This window comes from Pseudomonas sp. Bout1 (assembly GCF_034314165.1).
Lineage (GTDB): Bacteria > Pseudomonadota > Gammaproteobacteria > Pseudomonadales > Pseudomonadaceae > Aquipseudomonas.
On record NZ_JAVIWK010000001.1, the window covers coordinates 2,609,576 to 2,632,730 of the forward strand.

Annotated in this window: 26 protein-coding genes; 19 read left to right on the plus strand and 7 right to left on the minus strand. The window is 58.9% G+C overall.

The features are described 5' to 3' along the window. Genes RGV33_RS12185 through RGV33_RS12195 form a run of 3 tightly spaced genes read left to right on the plus strand, consistent with a single transcriptional unit; the run spans position 1 to position 1,876 of the window. Positions 1-339, plus strand: a complete 339-nt coding sequence (locus RGV33_RS12185; RefSeq protein ID WP_322144423.1) for a phage tail protein — start codon at positions 1-3, stop codon at positions 337-339. Positions 340-350: 11 nt separating this feature from the next. After that, positions 351-1,103 carry a phage minor tail protein L gene (locus tag RGV33_RS12190; protein ID WP_322144424.1) on the plus strand — a complete coding sequence of 251 codons (753 nt, stop codon included), beginning with the start codon at positions 351-353 and terminating at the stop codon, positions 1,101-1,103. 2 nt (positions 1,104-1,105) lie between these two features. Then, on the plus strand, positions 1,106-1,876 hold the full coding sequence (locus tag RGV33_RS12195; protein ID WP_322144425.1) for a C40 family peptidase: 771 nt from the start codon (positions 1,106-1,108) through the stop codon (positions 1,874-1,876). Between the two features lie 22 nt (positions 1,877-1,898). Here the strand turns inward: RGV33_RS12195 and RGV33_RS12200 are convergent, their stop codons facing one another. After that, positions 1,899-2,084 (minus strand): hypothetical protein, encoded by a 186-nt coding sequence (locus RGV33_RS12200; protein ID WP_322144426.1) that lies wholly within the window; start codon positions 2,082-2,084, stop codon positions 1,899-1,901. Positions 2,085-2,558: 474 nt separating this feature from the next. On the opposite strand from RGV33_RS12200, the gene RGV33_RS12205 reads away from it, so the two are divergent. From RGV33_RS12205 to RGV33_RS12255, 11 genes are all read left to right on the plus strand, one after another. Next, positions 2,559-3,089 carry a UDP-N-acetylglucosamine acyltransferase gene (locus RGV33_RS12205; RefSeq protein WP_322144427.1) on the plus strand — a complete coding sequence of 177 codons (531 nt, stop codon included), beginning with the start codon at positions 2,559-2,561 and terminating at the stop codon, positions 3,087-3,089. Between the two features lie 32 nt (positions 3,090-3,121). After that, positions 3,122-3,472 (plus strand): hypothetical protein, encoded by a 351-nt coding sequence (locus RGV33_RS12210; protein ID WP_322144428.1) that lies wholly within the window; start codon positions 3,122-3,124, stop codon positions 3,470-3,472. A 63-nt stretch (positions 3,473-3,535) separates the two neighbouring features. After that, positions 3,536-4,147 carry a tail assembly protein gene (locus tag RGV33_RS12215; protein WP_275964482.1) on the plus strand — a complete coding sequence of 204 codons (612 nt, stop codon included), beginning with the start codon at positions 3,536-3,538 and terminating at the stop codon, positions 4,145-4,147. Positions 4,148-4,206: 59 nt separating this feature from the next. Further along, the gene (locus RGV33_RS12220; RefSeq protein WP_322144429.1) at positions 4,207-8,178 is read left to right on the plus strand and encodes a phage tail protein; all 3,972 of its coding nucleotides are present in this window, start codon (positions 4,207-4,209) and stop codon (positions 8,176-8,178) included. A 327-nt stretch (positions 8,179-8,505) separates the two neighbouring features. After that, positions 8,506-9,201 carry a hypothetical protein gene (locus tag RGV33_RS12225; protein ID WP_322144430.1) on the plus strand — a complete coding sequence of 232 codons (696 nt, stop codon included), beginning with the start codon at positions 8,506-8,508 and terminating at the stop codon, positions 9,199-9,201. 78 nt (positions 9,202-9,279) lie between these two features. Beyond that, positions 9,280-10,059, plus strand: a complete 780-nt coding sequence (locus RGV33_RS12230) for a phage tail protein (protein WP_322144431.1) — start codon at positions 9,280-9,282, stop codon at positions 10,057-10,059. Then, complete coding sequence (locus tag RGV33_RS12235) at positions 10,059-10,358, plus strand: hypothetical protein (protein ID WP_322144432.1); 300 nt, start codon at positions 10,059-10,061, stop codon at positions 10,356-10,358. The genes RGV33_RS12230 and RGV33_RS12235 overlap by 1 nt, the downstream gene beginning before the upstream one ends. Further along, the gene (locus RGV33_RS12240; RefSeq protein WP_322144433.1) at positions 10,355-10,609 is read left to right on the plus strand and encodes a hypothetical protein; all 255 of its coding nucleotides are present in this window, start codon (positions 10,355-10,357) and stop codon (positions 10,607-10,609) included. Before RGV33_RS12235 ends, RGV33_RS12240 begins: the two co-directional genes overlap by 4 nt. Positions 10,610-10,669: 60 nt before the next feature. Beyond that, positions 10,670-11,179 carry a glycoside hydrolase family 104 protein gene (locus tag RGV33_RS12245; RefSeq protein ID WP_322144434.1) on the plus strand — a complete coding sequence of 170 codons (510 nt, stop codon included), beginning with the start codon at positions 10,670-10,672 and terminating at the stop codon, positions 11,177-11,179. Further along, complete coding sequence (locus RGV33_RS12250) at positions 11,176-11,493, plus strand: DUF6527 family protein (protein ID WP_322144435.1); 318 nt, start codon at positions 11,176-11,178, stop codon at positions 11,491-11,493. The genes RGV33_RS12245 and RGV33_RS12250 overlap by 4 nt, the downstream gene beginning before the upstream one ends. Continuing rightward, complete coding sequence (locus RGV33_RS12255; protein WP_322144436.1) at positions 11,490-12,008, plus strand: lysis system i-spanin subunit Rz; 519 nt, start codon at positions 11,490-11,492, stop codon at positions 12,006-12,008. Before RGV33_RS12250 ends, RGV33_RS12255 begins: the two co-directional genes overlap by 4 nt. A gap of 46 nt (positions 12,009-12,054) precedes the next feature. Here the strand turns inward: RGV33_RS12255 and RGV33_RS12260 are convergent, their stop codons facing one another. Continuing rightward, positions 12,055-12,834: a hypothetical protein gene (locus RGV33_RS12260; RefSeq protein WP_322144437.1), complete on the minus strand. Its 780-nt coding sequence runs from the start codon at positions 12,832-12,834 to the stop codon at positions 12,055-12,057. Positions 12,835-13,123: 289 nt separating this feature from the next. Beyond that, positions 13,124-13,807: an SOS response-associated peptidase gene (locus tag RGV33_RS12265; RefSeq protein WP_322144438.1), complete on the minus strand. Its 684-nt coding sequence runs from the start codon at positions 13,805-13,807 to the stop codon at positions 13,124-13,126. An 83-nt stretch (positions 13,808-13,890) separates the two neighbouring features. On the opposite strand from RGV33_RS12265, the gene RGV33_RS12270 reads away from it, so the two are divergent. Beyond that, a complete protein-coding gene (locus RGV33_RS12270) occupies positions 13,891-14,100 on the plus strand; it encodes a hypothetical protein (protein ID WP_322144439.1) in 210 nt (69 codons plus the stop codon). Here RGV33_RS12270 and RGV33_RS12275 read toward each other — a convergent pair. The 4 genes from RGV33_RS12275 to RGV33_RS12290 form a co-directional block, all read right to left on the minus strand. Continuing rightward, positions 14,092-14,445, minus strand: coding sequence for a hypothetical protein (locus RGV33_RS12275; protein ID WP_322144440.1), 354 nt, complete (start codon positions 14,443-14,445; stop codon positions 14,092-14,094). The genes RGV33_RS12270 and RGV33_RS12275 overlap by 9 nt on opposite strands. A gap of 95 nt (positions 14,446-14,540) precedes the next feature. Then, complete coding sequence (locus tag RGV33_RS12280; RefSeq protein ID WP_177044645.1) at positions 14,541-14,750, minus strand: hypothetical protein; 210 nt, start codon at positions 14,748-14,750, stop codon at positions 14,541-14,543. A 311-nt stretch (positions 14,751-15,061) separates the two neighbouring features. Next, positions 15,062-15,430 (minus strand): hypothetical protein, encoded by a 369-nt coding sequence (locus tag RGV33_RS12285; RefSeq protein ID WP_322144441.1) that lies wholly within the window; start codon positions 15,428-15,430, stop codon positions 15,062-15,064. A 141-nt stretch (positions 15,431-15,571) separates the two neighbouring features. Continuing rightward, positions 15,572-17,722, minus strand: coding sequence for a TonB-dependent receptor (locus RGV33_RS12290; protein WP_322144442.1), 2,151 nt, complete (start codon positions 17,720-17,722; stop codon positions 15,572-15,574). A 432-nt stretch (positions 17,723-18,154) separates the two neighbouring features. On the opposite strand from RGV33_RS12290, the gene RGV33_RS12295 reads away from it, so the two are divergent. Genes RGV33_RS12295 through RGV33_RS12310 form a run of 4 tightly spaced genes read left to right on the plus strand, consistent with a single transcriptional unit; the run spans position 18,155 to position 23,149 of the window. Then, the gene (locus RGV33_RS12295; RefSeq protein ID WP_322144443.1) at positions 18,155-19,858 is read left to right on the plus strand and encodes an ABC transporter substrate-binding protein; all 1,704 of its coding nucleotides are present in this window, start codon (positions 18,155-18,157) and stop codon (positions 19,856-19,858) included. Next, the gene (locus RGV33_RS12300; protein WP_322144444.1) at positions 19,855-20,787 is read left to right on the plus strand and encodes an ABC transporter permease; all 933 of its coding nucleotides are present in this window, start codon (positions 19,855-19,857) and stop codon (positions 20,785-20,787) included. Before RGV33_RS12295 ends, RGV33_RS12300 begins: the two co-directional genes overlap by 4 nt. 23 nt (positions 20,788-20,810) lie before the next feature. Next, positions 20,811-22,064 (plus strand): acyl-CoA dehydrogenase family protein, encoded by a 1,254-nt coding sequence (locus tag RGV33_RS12305; RefSeq protein ID WP_322144445.1) that lies wholly within the window; start codon positions 20,811-20,813, stop codon positions 22,062-22,064. A gap of 32 nt (positions 22,065-22,096) precedes the next feature. After that, positions 22,097-23,149: an NADP(H)-dependent aldo-keto reductase gene (locus RGV33_RS12310; RefSeq protein ID WP_322144446.1), complete on the plus strand. Its 1,053-nt coding sequence runs from the start codon at positions 22,097-22,099 to the stop codon at positions 23,147-23,149. The last annotated feature ends 6 nt before the right edge of the window (positions 23,150-23,155 follow it).

Consider the following 23,155-nt stretch of genomic DNA (forward strand, 5'->3'; position numbering starts at 1 on the left):
ATGGCAATCGAGCGATTTACCTGGGCCACTGAAAAGGGCGTTGAGGGGGAGATAAAGCAGCGCGTACGAACCAAGCAGTTTGCTGATGGCTACGCGCAGTCGACCGAGGACGGGATCAACAACAAATCTCAGTCCTGGCCGGTCACCTTTACCGGCATGAAGGGCCAGATCAAGGACATCATGGACTTCATTGATCGGCACAAGGGCGCTAAGGGCTTCCTCTGGGAGCCGCCCCTTGGCGACCTGGGCCTCTACAAGTGCAACGGCTACAAACCAGTGCACCGTGGCGGCCAGGTATACGCGATCACCGCGACCTTCGAACAAACCTTTTCACCCTGAGATAACCACCCATGGCACTGATCACGGACATCCAGAAACTGGAGCCCGGCGCCGAAATTCGCCTGTTCGAAATTGACGGGACCGAATACGGCGCGGATTACCTGCGCTTCCACGGTCACGCCATCCCGCACACGCCGGAGGAACTGCTGGCCTACGAGCATTCGGAGGAGGATCTGCCGGCCAAGTCGATTTGGTGGCAGGGCGCCGAGTACGCGGCCTGGCCGGTGCAGATCGAAGGCATCGCGTCAGGAAGCGACGGCACGGCCACCAGGCCTACGTTCGCCGCCGGCAACATCAATGGGCGCGTCACGGCTCTGTGCCTGGCCTTCGAGGACCTGCTGAAGTTCAAGCTGACTGTCCGCGAGACCCTGGCCCAGTACCTGGATGCGGCCAACTTCCCTGAGGGCAACCCAACGGCCGATCCGACTCAGGAAGGTTTGGAGATCTGGTACATCGATCAGAAAACCAGCGAGGACGGCGAGGCGGTGGTCTGGGAGCTGTCGTCCCCGGGCGAGATCGATAACCACGGTCTGCCCGGGAGGCAAATGACGACGTTTTGCCACTGGAGCATGACGGGGGGATATCGCGGGCCGGACTGTGGCTACACCGGCGCCGCCATGTTCGATGACGAGGACAACCCTACGGATGACCCGGCCCTGGACCAGTGCAAAGGCTGTTTGTCGTCCTGCAAGAAACGCTTCGGCGAAAACAACGAACTCGCCTTCGGCGGTTTCCCTGCAGTTTCCCTGATAGCCCGGAGCTGACCATGCGCAAGCACATTATTGCGGCCATCCAGGCGCACGCGGCGGCGCAGTACCCGAAAGAGTGCTGCGGCCTGCTGTTGGCTGTCGGGCGGGCGCAGAAGTACTTACCGTGCCGGAACATCGCCACGGAGCCGAGTGAAGAGTTCCGGCTCGATCCCGAGGACTACGCGGCAGCGGAAGACTTGGGCGAGGTGATTGGCATTGTCCACTCGCACCCGGACGCCACCAGTCGTCCCTCGCCGCACGACCTGGCCATGTGCGAGGCCACGGCCTTGCCCTGGCACATCCTGTCGTGGCCAGAGGGCGACCTGCGAACGATCACCCCGACGGGCAGCACACCGCTGCTCAAGCGCCCGTTTGTACATGGCGCCTGGGACTGCTGGCAGGTATGCGCAGACTGGTACCAGCGGGAATGGGGTTTGCAGTTCGAAGCATTCCAGCGCACCGATGGCTGGTGGGAGAGTGCGGACAACGCAAGCTTGTACGAGCAGCACTATGAGGCTGCCGGCTTTGTACGCGTGGACCGGCCAGAACGCGGCGACCTGATTGTTATGCATGTCGGCCGGACGCTTCACCCGAATCATGCCGGGATATACCTAGGCACTGATTCGGCGCTGCCCGGCGAAGACTCAGGCACCCATGGTACCGGGCCTTTTCTCCTGCATCACCTTTACGGCAGACCATCCGAAATCATAGTTTTTGGAGGTCCGTGGATGGATCGAACACGTTTGATTCTACGTCATGGGAAAGCCCGGCTGCCGCCGGGCGTTTAGTTTCGATTCGTGAATGTAATTTTTATGGCTGGCGCTGCTCAAGCTTGATCAGCCGCTGATCAATGTTTTCAAAAAGCCTGATTAGATGGTTGAACCCACTAATGGCCTGATCGATGTTTCCACCCTGCCTTTCGACCTCTCGCAAAGATTGCTCAAAGTCATTGATGGCGCCCTTGAGCTCGAATTGGAAAGAATTACTGTCAGACATTTGACCTCCAGGTCATAAACGCGCCGATATTGGCGCTATCCCAGTCCTTGGGCTTGCAGGCGTAGGACTGGGGAAATCCTTTAGCCTTTCGTTTGGGTTTCGACGATCAATCGCCACCCGATGGTTGTGGACGCCCCGGGGTGTTGGTGATTGTTCTGGGGAGGGAACTGAGTCCCTCTGTTGGAAGTGATTTCATCGCCGCAACCTTCACACCGGTAAATTCCCGAAGTGGGAACAGTGCTTCCGATCGGATGGACGGTGTTCCATAGCATGCTTCCCAGAAGCGTCGTTGGCGTCTCGCTGAGATACTGTCGGGTGCCTTGCGTGAAAAGCGCCATATTCCGTCCTGCCCTGGTTAGAAATGAGGCACAAAGCTACTACGCCGAACCTTTGCCCAGTTACTGGCATTCCATCCACGCTGGATGCCTGGACAGGTACGGGGTACAGTCAGCCCTTTAAGGAAGAGGGCAAATCATGAAGATGCTGTTTGGTGCTTTGGTATTAGCATTTTTGGCGGGGTGCGCATCGCCACCGCCATTGAATTTCTCCGTTCAGGGATTGGAAATGTCGACCAATAAGATCGACGCCGATCTCCGGTCAATGTCCGTTTCGTTCGCGGCTCCAAATGAGGCTCGCGGTGAAATCCCATCAAGCGGCGAGGAAGTGCCAAGGTTTTGGGAAAGCGGCCTTCGAGAAGGTGTAAATCGAATTTCCGTATTCGACGACGACTCCGCCAACAAGGTGAATATTTTCGTGAAGATCTCGGAATTGGACATCGCTGGAGGCGGGGTGACAATGACGACCAAGGCCAGGGCGACATATCAAATCGTGAACAGGAAGTCCGGCAAGATCATCTATGAGAGGGAGGTCTACACGGTTGGGTCGGTGCCTGGTTCTTATGCGTTCTTGGGAGCCACCCGCATAAAAGAGTCCATCAACCGGGCGGTTCAGGAAAATATTCGCGTTTTCCTGGATGCAATAAGCACCGCCAAGCTAAAAGTGTAAGGCGAGAGCCTATAGCCTCAAGAGGGAACGACATGCGGATTTTGATAGTGGCGGTAGCGGTGGCGATGCTGGCGGGGTGTATGGCGCCGACGATGAACGAGGCTCGCCAAGAAGGGCCGTACAAGGTACTGGCCTCTCAGAAATCCGACGCCGCGCTGGCTAAGTGCGTCCAGTACGAATGGCAGAATCAGCCAATCTTCGGCGGTACGCCAGGGGCCACGCTTCAGCCAGGGCGCGACACCGGATATACAGTATTCACTGAGGGCTCTCAGTACTTCGTTGATATCCAGCCTAAGGGTTCAGGCTCTGAGGCCAAGTATTACGTGGTGGTCGGTAACTGGATCGCCAATAAACGACTGACGGCATTGCAAGGCTGCCTGTAGCCGCACATCAAATTGTTCAAGGCTCGCTTCGGCGGGCTTTTTTATTGCCTGGAGAGAAAGCATATGGCGGCACTTGCCATCAATTATCAGCCTATGACAACGATTCTGCTCTATGGCCAGCTCCGGCAGTTTGGCCGGTCTTTCCGGATGGCAGTGAGGACACCGGCCGAGGCCGTCAAGGCTCTATGTGTTCAAATACCGGGGTTCGAGCGCTTCCTTTCCAATGCCAAATCCAGGGGAATCGAGTTCGCCGTATTCCGCGGCGCGACGAACCTGGCGGAAAAGGAACTGGGGTTCGTCGGTGAAGGGGATATCCGTATAGCCCCCGTCATCACCGGCAGCAAGCGCGCAGGAGCACTCCAAACCATTATCGGGGCCGTGCTGATCGTTGTCGGCGCGGTGATTACCGGGGGCACCTTCGGCGCAGGCGCTCCGTTTGGTTCGGCCTTGATCATGATGGGGGGCTCGATGGTGCTGGGTGGCGTAATTCAAATGCTCAGTCCACAGGCCGGCGGCCTAAAGACCAGCGCTGCGCCAGAAAATACGCCCGGCTACGCATTCGGTAGCGCCAAGAACACCACGGCATCCGGTAACCCGGTACCGCTCTGCATCGGAGAGCGCCGCTGGGGAGGTGCAATCATCAGTGCCGCCATCTACGCCGAAGACCAGATGTAGCCAACACCTGAAGCACCGCAGCCGCCCACGAGGCGGTTTTTTATTGCCTGGAGAAAAGCATGGGCGCAGCACGCAAGATTGATATCCACGGCGCCAAAGGCGGCGAAGAGAAACCAAAAACGCCAACTGAGGCCCCGGACAGCCTGCGCTCCGTTGCCATCGCCAAAATGTTGATCGCCATAGGGGAGGGTGAGTTCGAGGGTACGCCAACTGCCCAGGACATTTATCTCGACAACACCCCGCTGCAAGACCCTCAGGGCAACATGAACTTCCCGAACGTGAAGTGGGAATGGCGCACCGGGGGGGTGGACCAGACCTATATCCACGGAATTCCATCTGTCGAGAACGAAACCACGATTGGCACCGAGTTGCGCAGCGGCACGCCATGGGTTAAGTCGATCAGCAACACTCAGCTTTCCGCCGTGCGCGTGCGCTTCGCCTGGCCAGCTCTTCAGTCCGTAGACGCCGGCGGCAACATCAACGGGTACCGGATCGAGTACAAGGTTGAACTGGCAACCGACGGCGGCGCCTATCAGCAGGTGCTGAGTGAGGCTGTCGACGGCAAGACTACCAGCGTGTACGAGCGGACCCGCCGAATCGATTTGCCGAAGGCTGCTTCTGGTTGGCTGATGCGCATCACGCGACTGACGATCAACCAGAACAACAACAAAATCTCCGACACCATGCAGATCGCCGGATTTACAGAGGTGATCGACGCCAAGTTGCGGTACCCGAACACCGCGCTGCTCTACATCGAGTTTTCGGCCGAGCAGTTCCGCAGCATTCCAGCGGTAACAGTCGGCTGCAAGGCTCGTAAATGGCAGGTCCCCAGCAACTATGACCCAGTTTCGCGGACATACAGCGGTATCTGGGATGGGACGCTGAAAGAGGCTTACACCAACAACCCAGTCTGGGCGACCTACGGAATCACCACCGTGGACCGCTTTGGCTTGGGCCGCCGCATCAAGCCTTGGATGGTCGACAAGTGGGAGCTTTATCGTATCTCGCAGTACTGCGACCAGTCGGTACCGGATGGGAAGGGGGGCATGGAGCCGCGCTTCATCTGCAACCTGAACCTGCAGAGCAAGGCTGATGCCTGGGGATTGCTGCGCGACATTTCGGCAATTTACCGAGGCATGACCTATTGGGCCCAGGGCCAGGTGTTCACCCTGTCGGATATGCCGCGGGCCACGGACTTCGACTTCGCCTATACCGGTGCGAACGTCATAACTGAGGGTCGTCAGCCGTTTACCTACTCCAGCGCCTCGGAGCGCACCCGCTACAGCCGGGCCCTGATCAGCTACGACAACCCGGCGAACAACTTCGACACCGACGTCACGGCGGTGACCGACCAAAAGCTGCAGCGGCGCTACGGCGATAACCCGCTGGAGATCAGCGCGATCGGCTGCACGCGTGAATCGGAAGCCCAGCGCCGTGGCAAGTGGGCCCTGCTCACTAACTCCAAGGACAGGGCTGTGACGTTTCGTGTCGGCCTCGATGGGCGTATCCCGCTGCCCGGCTACGTGATCCCGATTGCTGACGAACTGCTGGCTGGGCGACCGGTGGGCGGCCGCATTTCAGCAGTCAACGGCAAGCTCATCACCCTCGATCGCGACACCCAGGCCAAACCCGGTGACCGGCTGATCCTCAATCTGCCCGACGGCAAGTGCGAAGGACGCACCGTGCAACTGGTCAGCGGTCGGCATGTCACCGTGACCACTGCATATTCCGTCGCGCCTGAGCGAGAACTGGTGTGGGCGCTCGACGCTGACGACCTGGCCATCCCGCTGTACCGTGTGACCAGCGTTTCCCGGCCAGAGCCTGGCGTGTTCGAAATCTCCGCCGTGCAGTACGACCCGAGCAAGTTCGCGCACATCGATACCGGCGCCCGGCTGGAAGAGCGGCCAATCAGCGTTATCCCGATCACCGTGGTTCCGGCACCGGCGAGCGTCACTCTGACGTCGAGCTACGCCGTGAACCAGGGCATCGCCATCAGCACCATGAACATCTCGTGGACAGCCGTGAACGGTGCGATCGCCTACGACGTGGAGTGGCGCAAGGACAGTGGCAACTGGATCAAGGTCCAGCGCACCGGGTCGACAAGTGTGGACGTCACCGGCATCTACTCGGGCGCCTACTTGGCCCGGGTCCGCTCTGTGAGCGCGTTCGAGATCTCGTCGATCTGGAAAAGCTCCAACCTGACCAACCTGAAAGGGAAGGTCGGCCTGCCGCCGGCGGTGTCGTTCCTGACCACCACCAGTGAACTGTTCGGCATCGGCTTGAAGTGGGGTTTCCCTGCTGGCGCCGAAGACACCCAGCGAACGGAGCTCTGGTATAACCCGACGAACAACCTCGGCGCCGCGACGAAGCTGGCGGATTTGGCATACCCGCAGGCTGACTACCGCATGCAGTCGCTGCTGGCGGGCGCGCAGTTCTTCTTCTGGGCGCGCCTGGTGGACCGTACTGGCAACATCGGTCCGTTCTATCCGGTGGTGAATGGGGTTATGGGTCGGGCCAGTTCGCAGGCCGGGCCGATCCTCGACCTGATCGCCGGGCAGATCGGCAAAACTCAACTGGCTCAGGAACTGGTCAAGGAGATCGAACTGATTTCCGGCGACGGCCCAGGGTCGGTAAATGACCGCCTGGAGCAGGCCAAGCAGGAATTGGAAGACCTGATCGACCAGATCACGGACGCCCTGGTCTACGATCCGACCAAAACCTACGCTGCCGGCGACGTGGTGCGGCAGGGTCAGCACCTGTACCAAGCCACCGCACCGGTACCGAAAAACACTACACCACCAAACGCTGCGTACTGGTTCGATATCGGCACCATTGCCGAGACAACCAAGGCCATGGCGCTGCAGATCCAGCAGAACAAGGCGTCCATCGATACTGTGGATGGCAAGGTCACTGCCCAGGCATCTGCACTGCAATCGCTTCAGGCGAGCTGGCGGGAGGATAACGGAGAGGGCGCGCTGACCGACGCCCTGCAAGGCTGGGATGCCACGGCGAAGTTCGCCCAGCAGGTGAAGGTGCAAGCCTCTGACAACCTGGCGCTGGTAGAGCGCACGACGTCATTGGATGCCGCGGTGGGTGCGAACAAGGCCGGGCTGACTACGCTGGAGCGGGCGGTGGCCACCGATAAGCTGGCGACAACGACTCGACTGGATCAGTTGAAAAGCGATGTCGACGGCAACACGGCGGCGATTGGTAGTGAGGCCTCGACCAGAACAGATGCTGATAGCGCCCTTGGCATACGCATAGATCAGATGGGTGTCACCGTCGGCGGTAACGCTGCGGCGATCAGCCAAGAGGCAACTACCAGGGCGGACGCTGACACCGCTCTGGGTAAGAGGGTCGATACCACGCAGGCGAAGGTTGATGAAAACTCTGCAGCCGTCCGGACGGTTACTCAGTCTCTGGCCGATACCAACAGTGCGATCGCCTCTCAAACCACCACGCTCCAGGCCGTGATCGGTGGCGGGCGTGACGGCACAGATGAGGGTGACCTGGCCAGCGCGCTCAACGAGTGGAAGAGCCAGGCGGCGATCCAGATCACGGCGAAAGCCCAAGCGGATACCGACGGCAAGCTGTCCACAATGTGGGCGGTGAAGATGCAGGTCAACCAAAACGGCCAGTACGTGGCCGCCGGCATCGGGCTTGGCATCGAGCAAAGTGCTGATGGTCTGCTGCAAAGCCAGTTCTTGGTGAGCGCTGACAGGTTCGCGGTGGTGAACACTCTGGCGGGTGGAGGCTTCGTCACCCCGTTTGTAGTTCAAAACGGACAGGTTGTTATCGATACCGCGCTGATCAGCCAGGCGTTTATCCAGGAGATCGTGCTGGGTATGACGCTTCGCTCTGAAGCGGTTGACGCTAAAGGTCGTCCGCTCCTGGAGATCAACGTCAAGGCCGGCACCTTCACGCTGCGAAGCACGGGCGCTGACGGATCCACCTTGCTCAACAACAACGGTCTGACCGTCTATGACGCGAACGATATTGATCGGGTGACGGTCGGGAGGCTTTCCGTATGAATTTCGGGATGCGGGTCAAAGGACCAACTGGGGTCATTGAGATCGATGAAAACTCGTTCACGATGAGGGTCGTTTACTCCGAAATTATGCAGCCTCAGTTTTGGTCCACGAAGTATGTGGACCTTGCTGTTGCGGGTATCACCCCTCAAAACGCGGCTGCGTTTGTGATGCCCGTACAGAGCCTGAACGCTTTGCAGGATGCTCAACTTGAACCCGAGGTTTTTAACGGGTTCGTCAGGGTCTGGCGAACGATTAGAGGTGATCCTTACGGGAACTCCGCAATAACAATAACGCGGCAGCGACTGGTCGTTACGAGGTTCAAATAACATGGCGGATTCATATGGCCTGATGTTCAAGTCTGTCGATGACGATCGAATTATTCTCGATTCTGAATTCTCCAGGCTGGTCGTTCTTTACAAAGGCCGGTACGTGGGCACCGAGGAGAACGGAAACTCCTCGTCTACTTACTTCCCATCACCAATTACAACTCAAGAGCAGCCCCTTGTTTTTATCAGGCCCGACAGTGCCGCAGGCATTATTGGGATGAGCAACCTTGAAATATTTGGCTCGCCGGGAAACTGGACCGGGTTTCGTGTGCGCATCTTCAACAAGTACACGATCAAGCCGGTGGGGCGCTGGTTTGTTGCGACCTTCGTTGCTCAGGCTCTTGCGACTTATGGCGCCCGCCTGCGGGATGCAAACCGCAATGTCATTTTTGACTCCGGGACCCCGTCTGCTCTGTTTGTCCGGTCTAGCAACAACTGGACGTACGCGGGCAGTGGCTCAACCGGACAGGGGGTATCAATCACCTACTTCAACTCCCAGTTCAACATGGCTGAAGACGAATACATGCTTATAAACAACTTGACCATGAGGTCGGTGACCATCGCCTCCGGCACTGCGAGTCGTCAAATTGCGGCTATGTGGAACTACCCGAGCAGAATTCTTACTCTCGGCATGATCTCCACTCAAAACGCCATTGTCGCCGGCCTTACCGTGATGGTCGGAAGAATCGTTCAGTAACACCGCCGCGCCTCCAACACTTAATTAACTAGCGCTCGCCTGATTCGTTGGCGGGTTTAATGCTTTCTGGAGATAAACATGCCCTGGTATCGAGCCGGCACAGTTTCTGTAACTTTGAACTCAAACGCGGTCATTGGCACCGGTACGGCTTTCCTGGCAAATAGCCGGGTAGGGGATGCGTTCCTTGGGCCTGATGGTGGCTGGTACGAAATCACCAACATCGCGAGCAATACCGCGCTTTCCATCACGCCAAACTATAGAAGCGCCACCAACGCCGCCGGCGTTTATGCGCTGACACCAGTGCAGGGGTATACCAAGGATCTGGCCGACCAAGCCCGGGCCATGATTCAGCAATGGGGCGCAACACTTGCCGGCCTGGGTTCGGTGTCCACGGAAAACATCGTGCCCGTGGCGAAAGGCGGTACCGGGGGCAGTACACAGGCCGCAGCACGCAACAGCCTCGGCTTGGGCTCTTCCGCAGTTGCTGCGCTGCTTGGCTCTGTGTCGCAGGCCGGCGGTGTGCCGACAGGCGCCGTGTTTGAGTCCGGGTCGAACGCAAACGGCACCTACGTGAAGTTTGCCGACGGCACGATGATCTGCCAGCGCCTGGTGACAACCCTCGTTGATATGACGGCCAACCAGCTGAAGGACTTCGGCAACATGACCATTGCTGCTCAGTTCGCAAGTTCGGCGTTCTCAGTAGTTGCGACCGGCATTCCAACATCGTCGTTTGATACTTACGGGTTTACGACCTCCTACTCGGTGAACTCCAACACAGTCAGGATCGTTTACAGGAACGGCGCAACAGCGCAGACGATCGGCACCACACAAATTCTATGCATCGGACGGTGGTTCTAATGAAGATCAAGTTGTCACCCTATGCCCCGATTGACCCGAGCGAAGCGCTGACGATTGTGCGGCGCGCGGACGTACTGACCATCAACGGCGAGCGCTTCGATTTCAGCGCAATGCCAGAAGGCGCCACGCTCCCAGCTGAGGCGGTGAAGTGCGATGCCCTGGCCAGCGATGTGACGCGCATCAACGGGCAATTGTTCCTGACCCTGATGTTCCCGTGCGGCCCAGAGGCATCTGTCTCGGCACGGTTCCCTTCGGACATCATCGACCCGCCTGACGGAAAAGTGAGCCTGCCAGCATGAGCAATATCGACTTCAGCAAGATGATCACCGCCGAACAGCGCCAGACCGATCAGTTGCAAGCGGACCTCGACACGGCGCTGTCATTGCGCCGTTCGGCCTACCTGTCCGAATCCGACCCACTGCGCTTGGAGGCTGACTACGACGCCCTGAGCCAGGGGCGCGAACCGGATTACGCCGCCTGGCTGGCGTCCGTGGCTGCAATCAAGGCCCGGTACCCGCTGCCCGCCGCTATCGATCCTGTCGTGGGCTGATCCCCAAATGAACACCAATACCCGCCGTTGAGCGGGCTTTTTATTGCCTGGAGAAAAGCAATGGCACGACTTTCTGAATCGCTCGCTGGCGGCCGCAACGCGCTGGCCTTCCTCGATATGCTCGCCTGGTCCGAGGGCACCAGCACATCACCGGCAACAGTCATGGATGGTTACGACGTGATCGTCACTGGTGCCGATCGTAAGCCCGAGATCTTCAAGGACTTCACCGATCACCCGTTCGCCAAGGGTCGCGCGTCAAAGGTCATCAACAGCAAGGGGCTGACTTCCAATGCTTCCGGCCGGTACCAGCAGATGCTGAAGGACTGGCCGCACTACAAAGCGCTGCTCCAGCTGCCTGACTTCAGCCCGATCAGCCAGGATCTTCTGGCGCTGCAGCACATCCGGGAGTGCCGGGCTTTGCCCGACGTGGTTGCCGGTCGGATCGAAACGGCTATCGCGAAGTGCCGGAATATCTGGGCCAGCCTGCCCGGGGCCGGATACGGGCAGCGCGAACACCGCCTGGAGGATCTGCTGAAGCAGTACCGCCTGGCTGGCGGTGTGCTGGCATGAGCGGCACAGGATTCACCAGGCTGTCGAGGGTATTGGCCAAGGCCAGGGAGGGTGATCTTTTCTTCGAGTGCCCGGGCTGCGACATGGTCCACGGTATTTCCACTGGAGTTGGCCCAGGCCCTCGCTGGGGCTACAACGGCAACGCCGATGCCCCCACGTTCACGCCGTCGGTGCTGGTCCGATATAACTGGTCGGACGGCCCAAGGATTTGCCATTCGTTCGTGACCGACGGGCGCATTCAGTTCCTTGGTGACTGCACGCATAAATTGGCGGGGCAGACGGTTGATCTGCCCGACTGGGAGGATGAGTTATGACGCCGGTGCAGAAGCTGGCCGGCCTGGCGGTGCTGATCCTCCTGGCCATGGCCGCGAGTTTCGGAGCTGCCTGGAAGGTGCAGGACTGGCGCCTGGGCAAGGTAGTGGCAGAGCAGGGCGCCCAGTTTCAGACGGACCTTGCCGCGATCGGCAATGCCGCCGCAGCCCAGGCCCGTGCCGAGCAGGACAAGCGCCTGGCCACCGAGCAGCAACTGGCCGCCTCCGACCAACAACACACCAAGGAATTATCCGATGCCCAGCGCAACCAGGCTTTGCTGCGTGACCGTCTTGCTACTGCTGATGTGCGGCTGTCAGTCCTTCTCGACGCCACGGATTCAGCCAGTGGCTGCAACATGCCTGCCGCCCCCGGCGCCGTCGGCATGGTTCATGCGGCCCGTCGAGCCCAACTTGACCCAGCGCATGCTCAACGAATTATCGGCATCACCGATGCCGGCGACCAAGGATTGATCGCGCTACGGGCGTGCCAAGCGTATGTCAGGGAGGTGTCTCGGTAATTTAAGTTTTTTTTGAAAGTTGCCATAATTTTCCGAGTCAACGTACTTAAGGTGAGACTGAAGCATTATCTATTTTCTGCTTGATCGATTTTAAAATTACGTCAACAGAGTGTGCCTCAGTAGTTCTTCCATCACTTTTTTCTATAATTGATTTTGAACGCTCAGTATCGCCATAAAATTTGTAGATGGCAGCTAAGAATACTTCAGCGTCACCAAATGGTGTCGCTTCATAAGACTTTTCCGCAAACGAAATAATCGTGGCTTTTACTTTTTGTGGCTCTTGGCGGATCAGGAGGTCAGAGGCTTTAAGTCTATAAATAGTAGATACTAAATTTTTATCCTCAAAAACATGGAGGTCTGGTTTTTTTTCCTCGGTAAGTTCATTGCTTATCTTGTCTAAGAGTTTATCCATGATACGTAATGCTTTATCGTGCTCTCCTTTAAAATAGATTGTCATGGCCCCAAGAAAAATATAGGGGGTGCTGTTTTCCTTATAGCATTTTTGAAATAAGTTAGCGTATTGTGCTCCTTCTTCTTTGTTATCGCTTATTGATGCTATGCCTAGCATTGAGCTGTATATGGAGCATAGTTTTCCAATGTCGGTTATGGTTTTTTCTTCTCTTAGTAGTATTGTCTTTGCCTCTTTAAACTTACCCTGTTCTATTAGTTTTTTTGCGTCATACATGTCGAGATTTTCATCAGCAAAAGATGTGCTGGAGTTCGCAAAAACAAAACCACCTATAAGTAAGGCTAAAAGGCCTGATAGATGTTTTTTTGGCTTTGAGGTCGTTTTAATAATTAGCTTACTAGGATATGAGTTGCACATTGCTACGTCTCCACTTCAGGGTCGCTGCCCCTAATCATTTGCACACTATCGCCATAGGCAATCGAAAACCCGAACTCCCTGACCTTCGGGGTTTCTATCCCCACCCCATCCCTCAATAAAAGCGGGTATGGCGGGAAGATATCATGAAAGGTTATGTTGCCTGCTCGAGCCTAATCCCGTTACCTGGATTACATGAAGAAAATTCCCGTGATGGTGAATTCAGGGTTTTGTCAACATAGCTTCATGGCGTTTTGATCAACCTGCCAACTTGGCTGCGCCATATTCCAAACTAGACGTTGGTTGGTTGGATTAGCTCCGGCCCCTTGCTCCTAACGTTGCCCACGGCCGTATCGACCTTGAACCATTCAAAGGCCTCGGCCGGCTCGCCCTGGTGCAGCACCATCTGCTCGGCGCGCTCTTTGGGCGTGGCCGGGTCCAGCCATTCCCTGGCCAGGTCCGGCGTCAGCACCACGGGCCGTCGGTCGTGGATGTCCACCATTCCGCCGGCGCTGTCGGCAGTGATGATCACGAAGCCATCATGCTCGCCCGGGCCTTCATCGCTATCGGGCAGTTGGCCAATGGCGGCGCACAGCACGGGCGCGCCATCCCGCCTGCGGATCAGGTAGGGCTGCTTCTTCGGCCCGCCTTCGTCCACCCACTCAAACCAGTTATCTATGGGCGTGATTGCCCGGTGCGGCCAAATCGCCCGGAAGAACGGGCCGTGGGCCACCTTCTCGACGCGGGCGTTGATCGGCGCGGCCCTATCCTTAGCCCAGTGCGGTCGCCATCCCCAGCGCACCAGGTCGGCATGCAGCAGGTAGCCCTGCAGGTGAAGCAAGGCGACTTGGGTTGTCGGGGCGACGTTGTAGCGCTCCAGCGGTAATTCACCGACGGAGTTCGCCAAGGCATTGGGCATGCTGAGTGCTGCAACAAAGTCGTGGATGCCGCTGTACTGGGAAAGTCTTCCGCACATAGCTGTCTCCGCTCGTCGGCCCCAATGAACAGCCGGGACCAGGCCAATCTCTACACTGTAGACACTGGCCCCAGGTATTCGTCATGGCGATCAACATCGAACAGATCAGCGCAATGGAGGCATGGTTTGCGCTGCGCAACGATCCGGACTTCATCGCGGCCGCTCCGGAAGATCGATACGAATCGCGCCTGGTACTGGCTGACGACATGAAAGAGCGCGGCGTGATCGACAGTGGAGAGTGGTGCGAGCTGGTTGAAGAGGCGGTCGCCGCGTACGGCGAGGAGTTAGGCTGAGGTTTCTTTTAGTCTCTTAAGTTCAGCCAGCAGCCGCTGGTTCTCCCTGAGAAGGTAATCGCGCTGCTCGGCAACGAGCTTCATGCCGAGAATGGCAGGCTCCGAGCATCGTTCTTTCAGCCCACTGATTTCAACCAGGGCTATCTTGAGCGTTTTCTCTACCTTCGCTTTGCCGGTGGCCAGCGCGTCATTCATCTGCACCAGGCCGGATATGTTCGCCCGCGCCTTGCGCAGCTGCACCTGCAGCTCGGAAACCTCATCTTCGATCATCGAGCAGTGGTGCTTGTACATTTCCAAGGGCGTAGGGCATCCAAGCCACTCGCAGGTGTCTTCATTGATATTCATGATGTGGGGGGGTCCGAATGCTGTATGTGCATACAGTAGTCGAGGCGTGAGAATGCCGGAGGTGTTGGCCGACGAAATGCAGGCTTACCCGACGATCAGTCAGGGGCCATGAGGACGGCCAGGGTCAGTTTGATGAACTCTTCGTTCTCGTCGATGGTGTGTAGGGCGCCGCGCACGTTTTCGGCCACATCGGCGGAACCGCGCTGCTCGACCCAGTTCGATAGCTCCATGATCGAGGCTTCGAGCGCAAGCTGGTTTTCGTAGAGCTTGGAGAGCAGGGAAGGGAGCAGGTCTGAGTTTGGCATCGGCGTTCCTCTGGTGGAGTGAACAGTTTAGCAGTCGGTGTTATTTAGGTAGTTTGTGTTAGGTCGGCAGGACGCCGGGGAGGGTGCGTGACTTTTGCGTGACTCTCTCACGCACTTGTAAGCTCTTGTGGGCATTCGATTGCAGCGAGCGCCAGTAAAAACAGCCATTTCACAAGGGCTTACGGTGTTACTGCGTGCATGGGGTGCTAGGGGTCGAGTGTTCGAATCACTCCGTCCCGACCATATTTTTCAGTAATTGAGCCGAACTGTCGCCAGTCCGGCTTTTTTGCGTCCCGGGATTATGCCGCGACTCACCAACTCCCCATAAACCAGAACCGTGCCAGCTTGACCTGGGTTCTCATGGCTGACCGGCCCGTATTGCAATCGCTTTCCCGTTCTTCAGCAGAGCGAGACGGCGGCTTTTTGATAGCGGGCTTCAGGCCATCCTGATAGGTGGATTCAAATTCCGGGCTCGCCTCTGAAAGCAGCTGAATGGATTTTGCATAATCATCCTCAAGATCCTGAGGCAGTGTTCCGCACGCCGCTTTGGTGTTTTTGTATAGCTGTCCCCACATGTACCCCGACTTGTCTGGCGTATTGAGTTCTGTAAAGCTGTCCGCAGTTGCAGACAGGCTGAAGACGCCAAGCACGATTGCGGTCGTCAAGCTTTTTTCGAGCATCCTGGTATGGCCTTCCATGGGTTGAAGGTCAGCTTTATACAACGCCTCTCACGGTGGCGTCCTTTTTTCAGTGATCAACGCTGATGCACGATGGCTGAGGCTACGCCGTAAGCTCAACCATCGATGGTTCATAAAGGCCTGCTAGTAGCGCATTTCCACCGCCACATAAGCCCCAATCCCATCCCCCGGATACAACGACGCCGTATCCTGCCCCTTCGCGTCATACAACGGCTGCACCGCCGTCACGTATTTCTGATTGGTCAGGTTCTTCAAATCCAGTGACACCTTCCAGTCCTTACTCGGCGTTTCATACCCCACGTTCGCCCCGAAGATCGTGTAGGAGGGCGCGTAGAAGCTGTTGGCATAGTCCACCGCTGTACGCGAGGCCGACTGCACATTCACTCCGGTATAGAAGCCTGCCGGATGCTGATACTGCACTTCGCCCTGGTAGATATGTTTCGGAATCCCCGGCAATTGGTTGTCGCCGAAGGTTGGGTCGTGCCGGTAGTAGAAGTCGTTATAGGTATACACCTGGCGCAAGGTGATCTTTTCACCCGAGGTGTTTTCCCATAGGCGCGTATTCAACCCGGCCTCGATCCCTTGGTGGATCGTCGGTGTGGCGTTGAACGCGCCGGTCACCGCCGCAGCGCTGGACGTCGCCGGAATGATCTGCACGTTGAGTAATTCGTTTTGCACCCACGAACGGTACAGCGCCAGGCTGCCGTCGAAGATGCCTGATGAGCCCTTGATCCCGACTTCCACGGTGTTGGCTTTCTGTTCCACCAGTGGCCGTACATACGGCGAAGTCGGCCCGGAGCCGGAGTATTCCCACGACGCCGGTGGGTCGACGGAGCGGCTGACGTTGGCGAACACTTGCAGTTGTGGGTTGAACTCGTAGCGCACACCGACTCGTGGAGCAAGGCTCCAGTTGTCGTAGGTCACGTCGCTCGGGTAAGTGGTCGTATTGGCGACCAGCGACTCCTTGACGTCGGCATGGCGGCGCACGTTGATCGCCGAGACGCCGCTGGTCAGCCATAGGCCGTCGACCAGTTCGAGGTCGTTGCCCAGGGAGAACACGTGGTCGAACGAGGAGCTGTAGTCGACGAACTTGCGCGTCTGTTTGTTGGCGAAGGTGGAGTCGACCTGGCCCTTGAGGTGTTCGGTGGAGGTGAAGGCCAGGCTGGAGCGGCTTTCGTGGCCGAACAGCGTGTCGCGGCGGTCGTAGTTGATCACGGCGCTCAGGTCATGCCAGTCCCAGTAGCTGGGGTTGCTTGGGCTGTTCGGGCTGTTGTTGTGAGCGTACTGATAGTAGACGAAACCCACCGATAGGGTGGCGTCGTCGTCGAAGGTGTAGGTGGTTTTGCTGCCGGCCCATACGCTGCCGGGTCGGCGGCTGCCGGCGCCGCTGCTTTCGGCGGTGGCGCTGGCGCGGTCGGAGTGATGCTTGACCGCGTCCAGGGTGGTGGCGCTTGGGTCGTTGTGGAACTCGTCGCGGTAACGCAGCATCACCCGGGTTTCGAGTTGCGGGCTGAAGCGGTAGCCAAAGTTGGCCACCACGCCCTGGCTTTTCGACAGGCTGTAGTCGCGGTAGCCATCACTGCGGTAGTTGTCGGCATTGAGATAGTAATCAAAAGCACCCTCGACGCCGCCGACACTCAGGCTTTGTTTGTTGTAGCCGTAGCTCCCTGTTTCCGCGCGCACCCGCAGGCCGGGCGCGGTGTAGCCGGTCTGGTTGACGAAGTTGATGGCGCCGCCAAGGCTCAACGCGCCGTACTGGAAGGCGTTGGCGCCGCGCAGGATTTCGGTGTAGTTCACCCCCGAGCCGTTGAGGAATTCGTAGGGTGTGCCGCCTGGGCCGGTGATCGGCAGGCCGTCGAACAGGAACTTGATGCCCTCGCGGAAATACCCCGGCGAGGTGTTGGCGCCCGATCCACGGATGGAAATCTTGGCCGCGTCATTACCGCCGGTAGACTGCACAAACACGCCCGGCTGATAGGCGAGAGTGTCCTGCAAGGTAGCGGTCCGCCCCTTGGCCACCTGTTCACTGTCCACCACGCTGGTGCCCCCTGGCACTTCGGACAACTGACTCTTCGCCGCCTCAACGGGCGTGATTTTTTGTGCCTCTACCGTGACTGTTTTCAGCCGCGTCCCGGTGGATGGCGCGACTTCGTCATCGGCTTGTACGCCGGCGGAAAATACCACGGCTGAACCCAGTCCCAGCATCGCCAGCCAAGTTGCTTGCCGCACGGCAAGTGTCAACTTTTGCAACTCTCCCCGAAAGATTTGATCCATTAAGCGTGTTCCTTGTGAATAGATAAATGAGCCCCAGCTTTCTATTCGAATAGTCATGCCTGTTTCGCTCTTAGCAGTTTCTGTGCCAACGCTATTTATCAAGAGTTACGGTGGCTTAGTGAGGTCGAAGTGTTCTGCGCGGTACTTTGTTTTGAACCACTGTTTGATTCTAAACAGCCAACTTAGTGGCTCGGTTTTGCTACAACTGTCGCGAACCAGACAGTTGATAAGCAGTGTGTAAGGCTGCCAACAATTCAAGGCTGTCTATCGGGTATAACGATATAAGTGTTTGGTTGTATGGCCTTTGTTTGTAAGGGTTTTTGGCTTGTTTTGTCGTCGGGATCGCATTTTTTGAAGACTGGCATGCTCGCTGCATTACACCCTGTAGTTGCAAACTTTCGGTGTTTATAGAGTTTCTCTAAGGAAGCGTAATTGACAACCATCCTGAAACTTTCGGCGGTTATTTCACTGTGCCTGGCGATCACTGCCTGTTCGCCGGCTGCGGCACCCAAACATGAAACTTCGGCGGCCGACGGCATCGTCACCAATGGTGTGGTGACTTATTCTGAGGCGGACTTTCATGAGTTGTCATCGGGGCGTCGCGGGGGAACTTTGCGTGTTTCAGCCGCTTCCGACGCCGGCAGTTTCGATGTTCACGCACTGTCCAACGGCAACATCCAGTGGATGGGCCGAATTCTCTTCGATTGCCTGGTGTACCAGGACGAGCAGGGCAATATCAGCCCCTGGCTTGCCCGCTCCTGGGACATCTCCGAAGACGGCAAGACCTACACCTTTCACCTGCGCGACGACGTGACCTTCAGCGACGGCGAAAAATTCAACGCCCAGGCGCTGCAAACCAACCTGGAACACATGCGCGATCCGGCGACCAAGTCCCCGCTGGCAGCGGCGTATATCGCGCCGTATCTGGACGGCAAGGTCATCGGCGACTTCACCTTCGAAGCCCATTTGCGCGAACCCTACACGCCATTTCTCGACGTGCTGGCGCAGTCCTGGTTGAGCATGATTTCGCCCAAGCAGATCCGTGAAGCGCCCAAGACCATCGCCGAACACCCCATCGGCAGCGGTCCCTTCATCTTGCAGAGCTATACCCGTGACCAGGGCGCGGTGTTCATCAAGCGCCCCGGCTACCACTGGGCACCGCCGGTGACGCGCCATAAGGGGGAGGCGTACCTGGACCGTATCGAGTTGAGCTATGTCCCCGAAGCCATGATTCGCTTCACGGCACTTGAGTCCGGCCAGTCGGATTTCGCCATCGACGCGCCGGCCCAGAATGCTGCCGCGATTCGCGCCAGCCCCGACCTGGTGATGCGCAGCCGGATTCGCAAAGGCAACCCGAGCCGCAGCATGGTGTTCAACGTCGAGCAGCCACCCTTTGATGATGTGCGGGTACGCCGTGCGGTGGCCAAGGCTATAGACAGCGAAGGGTTGGCATGGATTTCCGGCTTCGGCGAATACATCGCCAAAGCCGACTTCCTGGCGGCGAACACGCGGTTTTATCAACCCAACAAAGAGGCGTTGGCCTACGACGTCAAGGCGGCCAATGCCTTGCTTGACGATGCCGGCTGGACCGGGCGCGATGCCGGGGGCTATCGCACTAAAGGCGGGGAGCGCCTGAAGGCGACCCTGTTGACCTTTAGTAACCCGGCCTTTCCCCCCAGTGTCTCGGTGGCTATCCAGGCCGACCTGAAAAAAATCGGCTTCGAAATGCCCATCGAGCTACTGCCGCTGACGCGCGTAATCGAAAGGCGCTACGCCGGGCAATTCCAGGCACTGGCGGACGGTTACTGGCACACCAACACACCCGATGGCCTGTTCGTGCTCTATCACAGCGACTCCATCAGTACCGACAAAAGAATCGGCCAGAACGTCGGGCATTTTCGCGACGCCGAGCTGGATCGAGTACTCAGCGCTGCGCGTCGGTCCCGCGATCCGGTCGAGTTGCAGGCGCTCTACGGTGAAGCGCAAAAGCGCCTGGCCGAGACCGTGCCCTCGGTGCCCTCCCTGGAGGCCCAAGTACTCAGCGCCTATGGTCGCCAAGTGCAGGGCGTGATTTTTGATACCTCCCACAACGTGCCATTTTTCACCAGCGTCTGGCTGGACCGGGGGCAACCATGAGCCTGTTCAAATCCATTGGCTGGCGCCTGCTGGCAGGTGTTGGTGTGCTGTGGGGCGCGGCGACGCTGACCTTTCTGGCTGTCAACTTCAGCGGCGGTGACACTGCCCTGGCAGTCCTTGGTGGCCCCGGAGCGCTGCCTACGCCGGAGTTGTTGGCCAGGGTGCGCGCTGAATATGGCCTGGACCAACCGCTGATTGTGCAATACGGCCATTATCTGATGCGCCTGGCCCATGGCGACCTGGGCGAGTCCTACCGTCTGCGCATCCCGGTGCAACAGGCGATTGCCGAGCAGATCGGCTCAACCATTCAGCTGTCTCTGAGCGCTGCGTTGCTCGCAGTGGTGCTGGCACTGGTCTGCGCGATCCTCACCGCCAACCGTTCGCGCTGGGTTCGCTCAGCCGTCTCAGGCACCGAGCTGGTGCTGTCTTCCGCGCCTTCGTTCGTGATCGGCATGCTGCTGTTGCTGGTGTTCTCGTTTCACTGGCACTGGCTACCGCCGTCCGGTTCCGTGGGCTGGCGCTCGTTGATTCTGCCTACCGTGTCGCTGGCATTGCCGGTAGCGGCGGTGCTGACCCAGCTGTTGCGTCAGTCCCTGGAAGACACCCTGGAGCAACCCTTTATCGCCATGGCCCGAGCACGCGGCTTGTCTGAAACCGCCGTGCGCCTGCGCCATGCCTTGCGCCACGCGCTGGTGCCGTTGGTAACCCTGGCCGGCTTTGTGTTCGCCAGCCTGCTGGGCGGCGCGGTGGTGGTGGAATTGCTGTTTGCACGCCAGGGCATCGGGCGCTTGATGCTCGACGCCACCAGCAACAAGGACGTGCCGATGGTGCTGGGTGTGACCCTGCTCGCGGCCACGGTGTACGTGCTGGTGAACCTGGCCGTCGATTTGATCAACCGCTGGATTGACCCCCGGGCCAATCCAGCGTGAGTGCCTTTGAAGAAGGAAAAACCATGAGTGCTTCGATCTCCACTGAAGTGAGTTATGCCGACTTGCACCAGCGTTTCGCTGACGTATTTGCCCGGATAGCCGACACCGCCGTCGCCCGTGAACAGCAGCGCGAGCTGGCGCATGACGCGGTGGCATGGCTGCGCGAGGCCGGCTTTGGAGCCCTGCGCGTGCCGCAGGCCTTGGGTGGCCTGGGTGCGAGCCTGCCGCAGTTGTTCCGCCTGTTGATCGAGCTGGGCGAGGCCGACTCAAACCTGCCACAGATCGTGCGCGCGCATTTCGGTTTCGTCGAAGGCCGGCTTTCCAGCCGCGACAGCGCTTCCCAGGACTACTGGTTCGCCAAAGTCGTCGCCGGCGAACTGTGGGGTGCCGCGATGGCCGAGCGCACCGACACCACCCGTAACTCGGTAACTCTCAGCGCAGTCGACTCCGGCTGGCAACTGGATGGCGAGAAGTACTACTGCACCGGCACGCTGTACGCCAACTGGATCGCCGCCGTCGCGCTGGATGGCGAGGATTTTGTCAGCCTCGCGGTACGTACCGATGCACCGGGTGTCACCGTCGAGGACGACTGGGACGGCTTCGGCCAACGCCTCACCGGCAGCGGCACCACGCGCTTCAAGGCGGTCGACGTACCGGCGCAGCACATCGTGCGGCGCTTCAAGAAAGACGAGCTGCGCGCCGAGTCCTACCTGAGTGCGTTCTACCAGCTGTTCCACCTGGCGACCCTCGCCGGTATCGCCAACGCGGTGCTGCGCGACGCCACCGAATTCGTCAAGGGTCGCACCCGTGCGTTTGGCGTACCGGGGCAATCCAGTCCCAAGGACGATCCGCTGGTACAGCGGGTGATCGGCCGGCTGTCGAGCCTGGCCTATGCCGCCCGCACTCAGGTGCTGGCCGTCGCCGAGGTGCTGCAGCAAGCGCACGAAGCGGAGCAGGGCGGCTACGCCAACGAACAGCATTACACCGAGGCCGAGATTCGCGCCTTCCAGGCGCAACAGATCGTGCTGGAACAGGTGCTGGAAGCCACCACGTTGCTGTTCGAAGTCGGCGGCGCCTCTGCCACCAGCGAGTCGCGGCGCTTCGACCGGCATTGGCGCAACGCGCGAACCCTGGCCTCCCACAACCCGGCGATTTTTCGCGAGCGGGCCCTGGGCAATTACTACCTCAACGACGTCACCCCGAATGCCGCCTGGCGCAGCCTGCAAGCCGCCGACGCCGAGCAGCAGGCCGCCCGCGACGAAGCGAGCGCGGTATGAGCCTTCAACCCTTGAACACAAAAGGATCATCCATGCGTTACCGCCAACTGGGCAGCAGCGACATTCAGGTCAGCGTGCTGGGCCTGGGCACTATGACCTGGGGCCACCAGAACACTGAACACGACGCCCATCAGCAGATTGACCTGGCGCTGGCTGAGGGCATCAATTTTATCGACACCGCCGAGATGTATCCCACACCAACCAAGGCTGAAACCTGGCGCACCACCGAGCGCTATATCGGCAGTTGGCTGGCGGCCAGTGGTCGACGTGACGAGGTGATCCTGGCGAGCAAAATCGCCGGCCCGGCACGAGACCCCAACAGCCAGCAGCACATCCGCGATGGCCTCAGCCACCACGACCGGCGCAACATTGTCGAGGCGCTGGACGGCAGCCTCAAACGCCTGAACACCGACTACCTGGACCTCTACCAACTGCACTGGCCCGACCGCACCACCAACATCTTCGGCCAGCGCGAATACCCGTATCAGGCCGACACCCAGGGCGTCGCCATCGAGGAAACCCTGGCGGTGCTTGCCGATCAGGTCAAGGCCGGCAAGGTACGGCACATCGGGGTTTCCAACGAAACCCCGTGGGGCGTGGCGCAATTTCTCAAGCAAAGCGAGCGCCTCGGTCTGCCGCGAATTGCCAGCGTACAAAACCCCTACAGCTTGCTTAATCGCCTGTACGAGGGCGGCCTCTCGGAGTTCACTCACCGCGAAGGCGTCGGCCTGCTGGCGTACTCGCCGCTGGCCTTCGGCGCGCTCACCGGCAAGTACCTGGGCGGTGCACGCCCCGAGGGTTCGCGGCTGTCGGCGGTGTACCGCACCTTCAATCGCTATGACAGCGCTTCGGCCCAGGACGCCATCAGCAGCTACGTGGACATTGCCCGGCAGCATGGCTGGACCCCGGCCCAGCTGGCGCTGGCGTTCATCATCGACAAACCCTTCGTCACCAGCGCGCTCACCGGGCAAACCAGCCTGGCGCAATTGCGCGACAACCTCGGCGCGTTGGACCTGACCTTGAGCGACGAGATCAAGGCGCAGGTGCAGGCCATCCACCAGCGCATTCCCAACCCCGCGCCCTAGAACCAG

Excerpts from the sequence above, each read along its gene's own strand:
- RGV33_RS12185 (WP_322144423.1), top strand. The coding sequence starts at position 1 with ATGGCAATCGAGCGATTTACCTGGGCCACTGAAAAGGGCGTTGAGGGG.
- RGV33_RS12190 (WP_322144424.1), top strand. The coding sequence starts at position 351 with ATGGCACTGATCACGGACATCCAGAAACTGGAGCCCGGCGCCGAAATT.
- RGV33_RS12195 (WP_322144425.1), top strand. The coding sequence starts at position 1,106 with ATGCGCAAGCACATTATTGCGGCCATCCAGGCGCACGCGGCGGCGCAG.
- RGV33_RS12200 (WP_322144426.1), bottom strand. The coding sequence starts at position 2,084 with ATGTCTGACAGTAATTCTTTCCAATTCGAGCTCAAGGGCGCCATCAAT.
- RGV33_RS12205 (WP_322144427.1), top strand. The coding sequence starts at position 2,559 with ATGAAGATGCTGTTTGGTGCTTTGGTATTAGCATTTTTGGCGGGGTGC.
- RGV33_RS12210 (WP_322144428.1), top strand. The coding sequence starts at position 3,122 with ATGCGGATTTTGATAGTGGCGGTAGCGGTGGCGATGCTGGCGGGGTGT.
- RGV33_RS12215 (WP_275964482.1), top strand. The coding sequence starts at position 3,536 with ATGGCGGCACTTGCCATCAATTATCAGCCTATGACAACGATTCTGCTC.
- RGV33_RS12220 (WP_322144429.1), top strand. The coding sequence starts at position 4,207 with ATGGGCGCAGCACGCAAGATTGATATCCACGGCGCCAAAGGCGGCGAA.
- RGV33_RS12225 (WP_322144430.1), top strand. The coding sequence starts at position 8,506 with ATGGCGGATTCATATGGCCTGATGTTCAAGTCTGTCGATGACGATCGA.
- RGV33_RS12230 (WP_322144431.1), top strand. The coding sequence starts at position 9,280 with ATGCCCTGGTATCGAGCCGGCACAGTTTCTGTAACTTTGAACTCAAAC.
- RGV33_RS12235 (WP_322144432.1), top strand. The coding sequence starts at position 10,059 with ATGAAGATCAAGTTGTCACCCTATGCCCCGATTGACCCGAGCGAAGCG.
- RGV33_RS12240 (WP_322144433.1), top strand. The coding sequence starts at position 10,355 with ATGAGCAATATCGACTTCAGCAAGATGATCACCGCCGAACAGCGCCAG.
- RGV33_RS12245 (WP_322144434.1), top strand. The coding sequence starts at position 10,670 with ATGGCACGACTTTCTGAATCGCTCGCTGGCGGCCGCAACGCGCTGGCC.
- RGV33_RS12250 (WP_322144435.1), top strand. The coding sequence starts at position 11,176 with ATGAGCGGCACAGGATTCACCAGGCTGTCGAGGGTATTGGCCAAGGCC.
- RGV33_RS12255 (WP_322144436.1), top strand. The coding sequence starts at position 11,490 with ATGACGCCGGTGCAGAAGCTGGCCGGCCTGGCGGTGCTGATCCTCCTG.
- RGV33_RS12260 (WP_322144437.1), bottom strand. The coding sequence starts at position 12,834 with ATGTGCAACTCATATCCTAGTAAGCTAATTATTAAAACGACCTCAAAG.
- RGV33_RS12265 (WP_322144438.1), bottom strand. The coding sequence starts at position 13,807 with ATGTGCGGAAGACTTTCCCAGTACAGCGGCATCCACGACTTTGTTGCA.
- RGV33_RS12270 (WP_322144439.1), top strand. The coding sequence starts at position 13,891 with ATGGCGATCAACATCGAACAGATCAGCGCAATGGAGGCATGGTTTGCG.
- RGV33_RS12275 (WP_322144440.1), bottom strand. The coding sequence starts at position 14,445 with ATGAATATCAATGAAGACACCTGCGAGTGGCTTGGATGCCCTACGCCC.
- RGV33_RS12280 (WP_177044645.1), bottom strand. The coding sequence starts at position 14,750 with ATGCCAAACTCAGACCTGCTCCCTTCCCTGCTCTCCAAGCTCTACGAA.
- RGV33_RS12285 (WP_322144441.1), bottom strand. The coding sequence starts at position 15,430 with ATGCTCGAAAAAAGCTTGACGACCGCAATCGTGCTTGGCGTCTTCAGC.
- RGV33_RS12290 (WP_322144442.1), bottom strand. The coding sequence starts at position 17,722 with ATGGATCAAATCTTTCGGGGAGAGTTGCAAAAGTTGACACTTGCCGTG.
- RGV33_RS12300 (WP_322144444.1), top strand. The coding sequence starts at position 19,855 with ATGAGCCTGTTCAAATCCATTGGCTGGCGCCTGCTGGCAGGTGTTGGT.
- RGV33_RS12305 (WP_322144445.1), top strand. The coding sequence starts at position 20,811 with ATGAGTGCTTCGATCTCCACTGAAGTGAGTTATGCCGACTTGCACCAG.
- RGV33_RS12310 (WP_322144446.1), top strand. The coding sequence starts at position 22,097 with ATGCGTTACCGCCAACTGGGCAGCAGCGACATTCAGGTCAGCGTGCTG.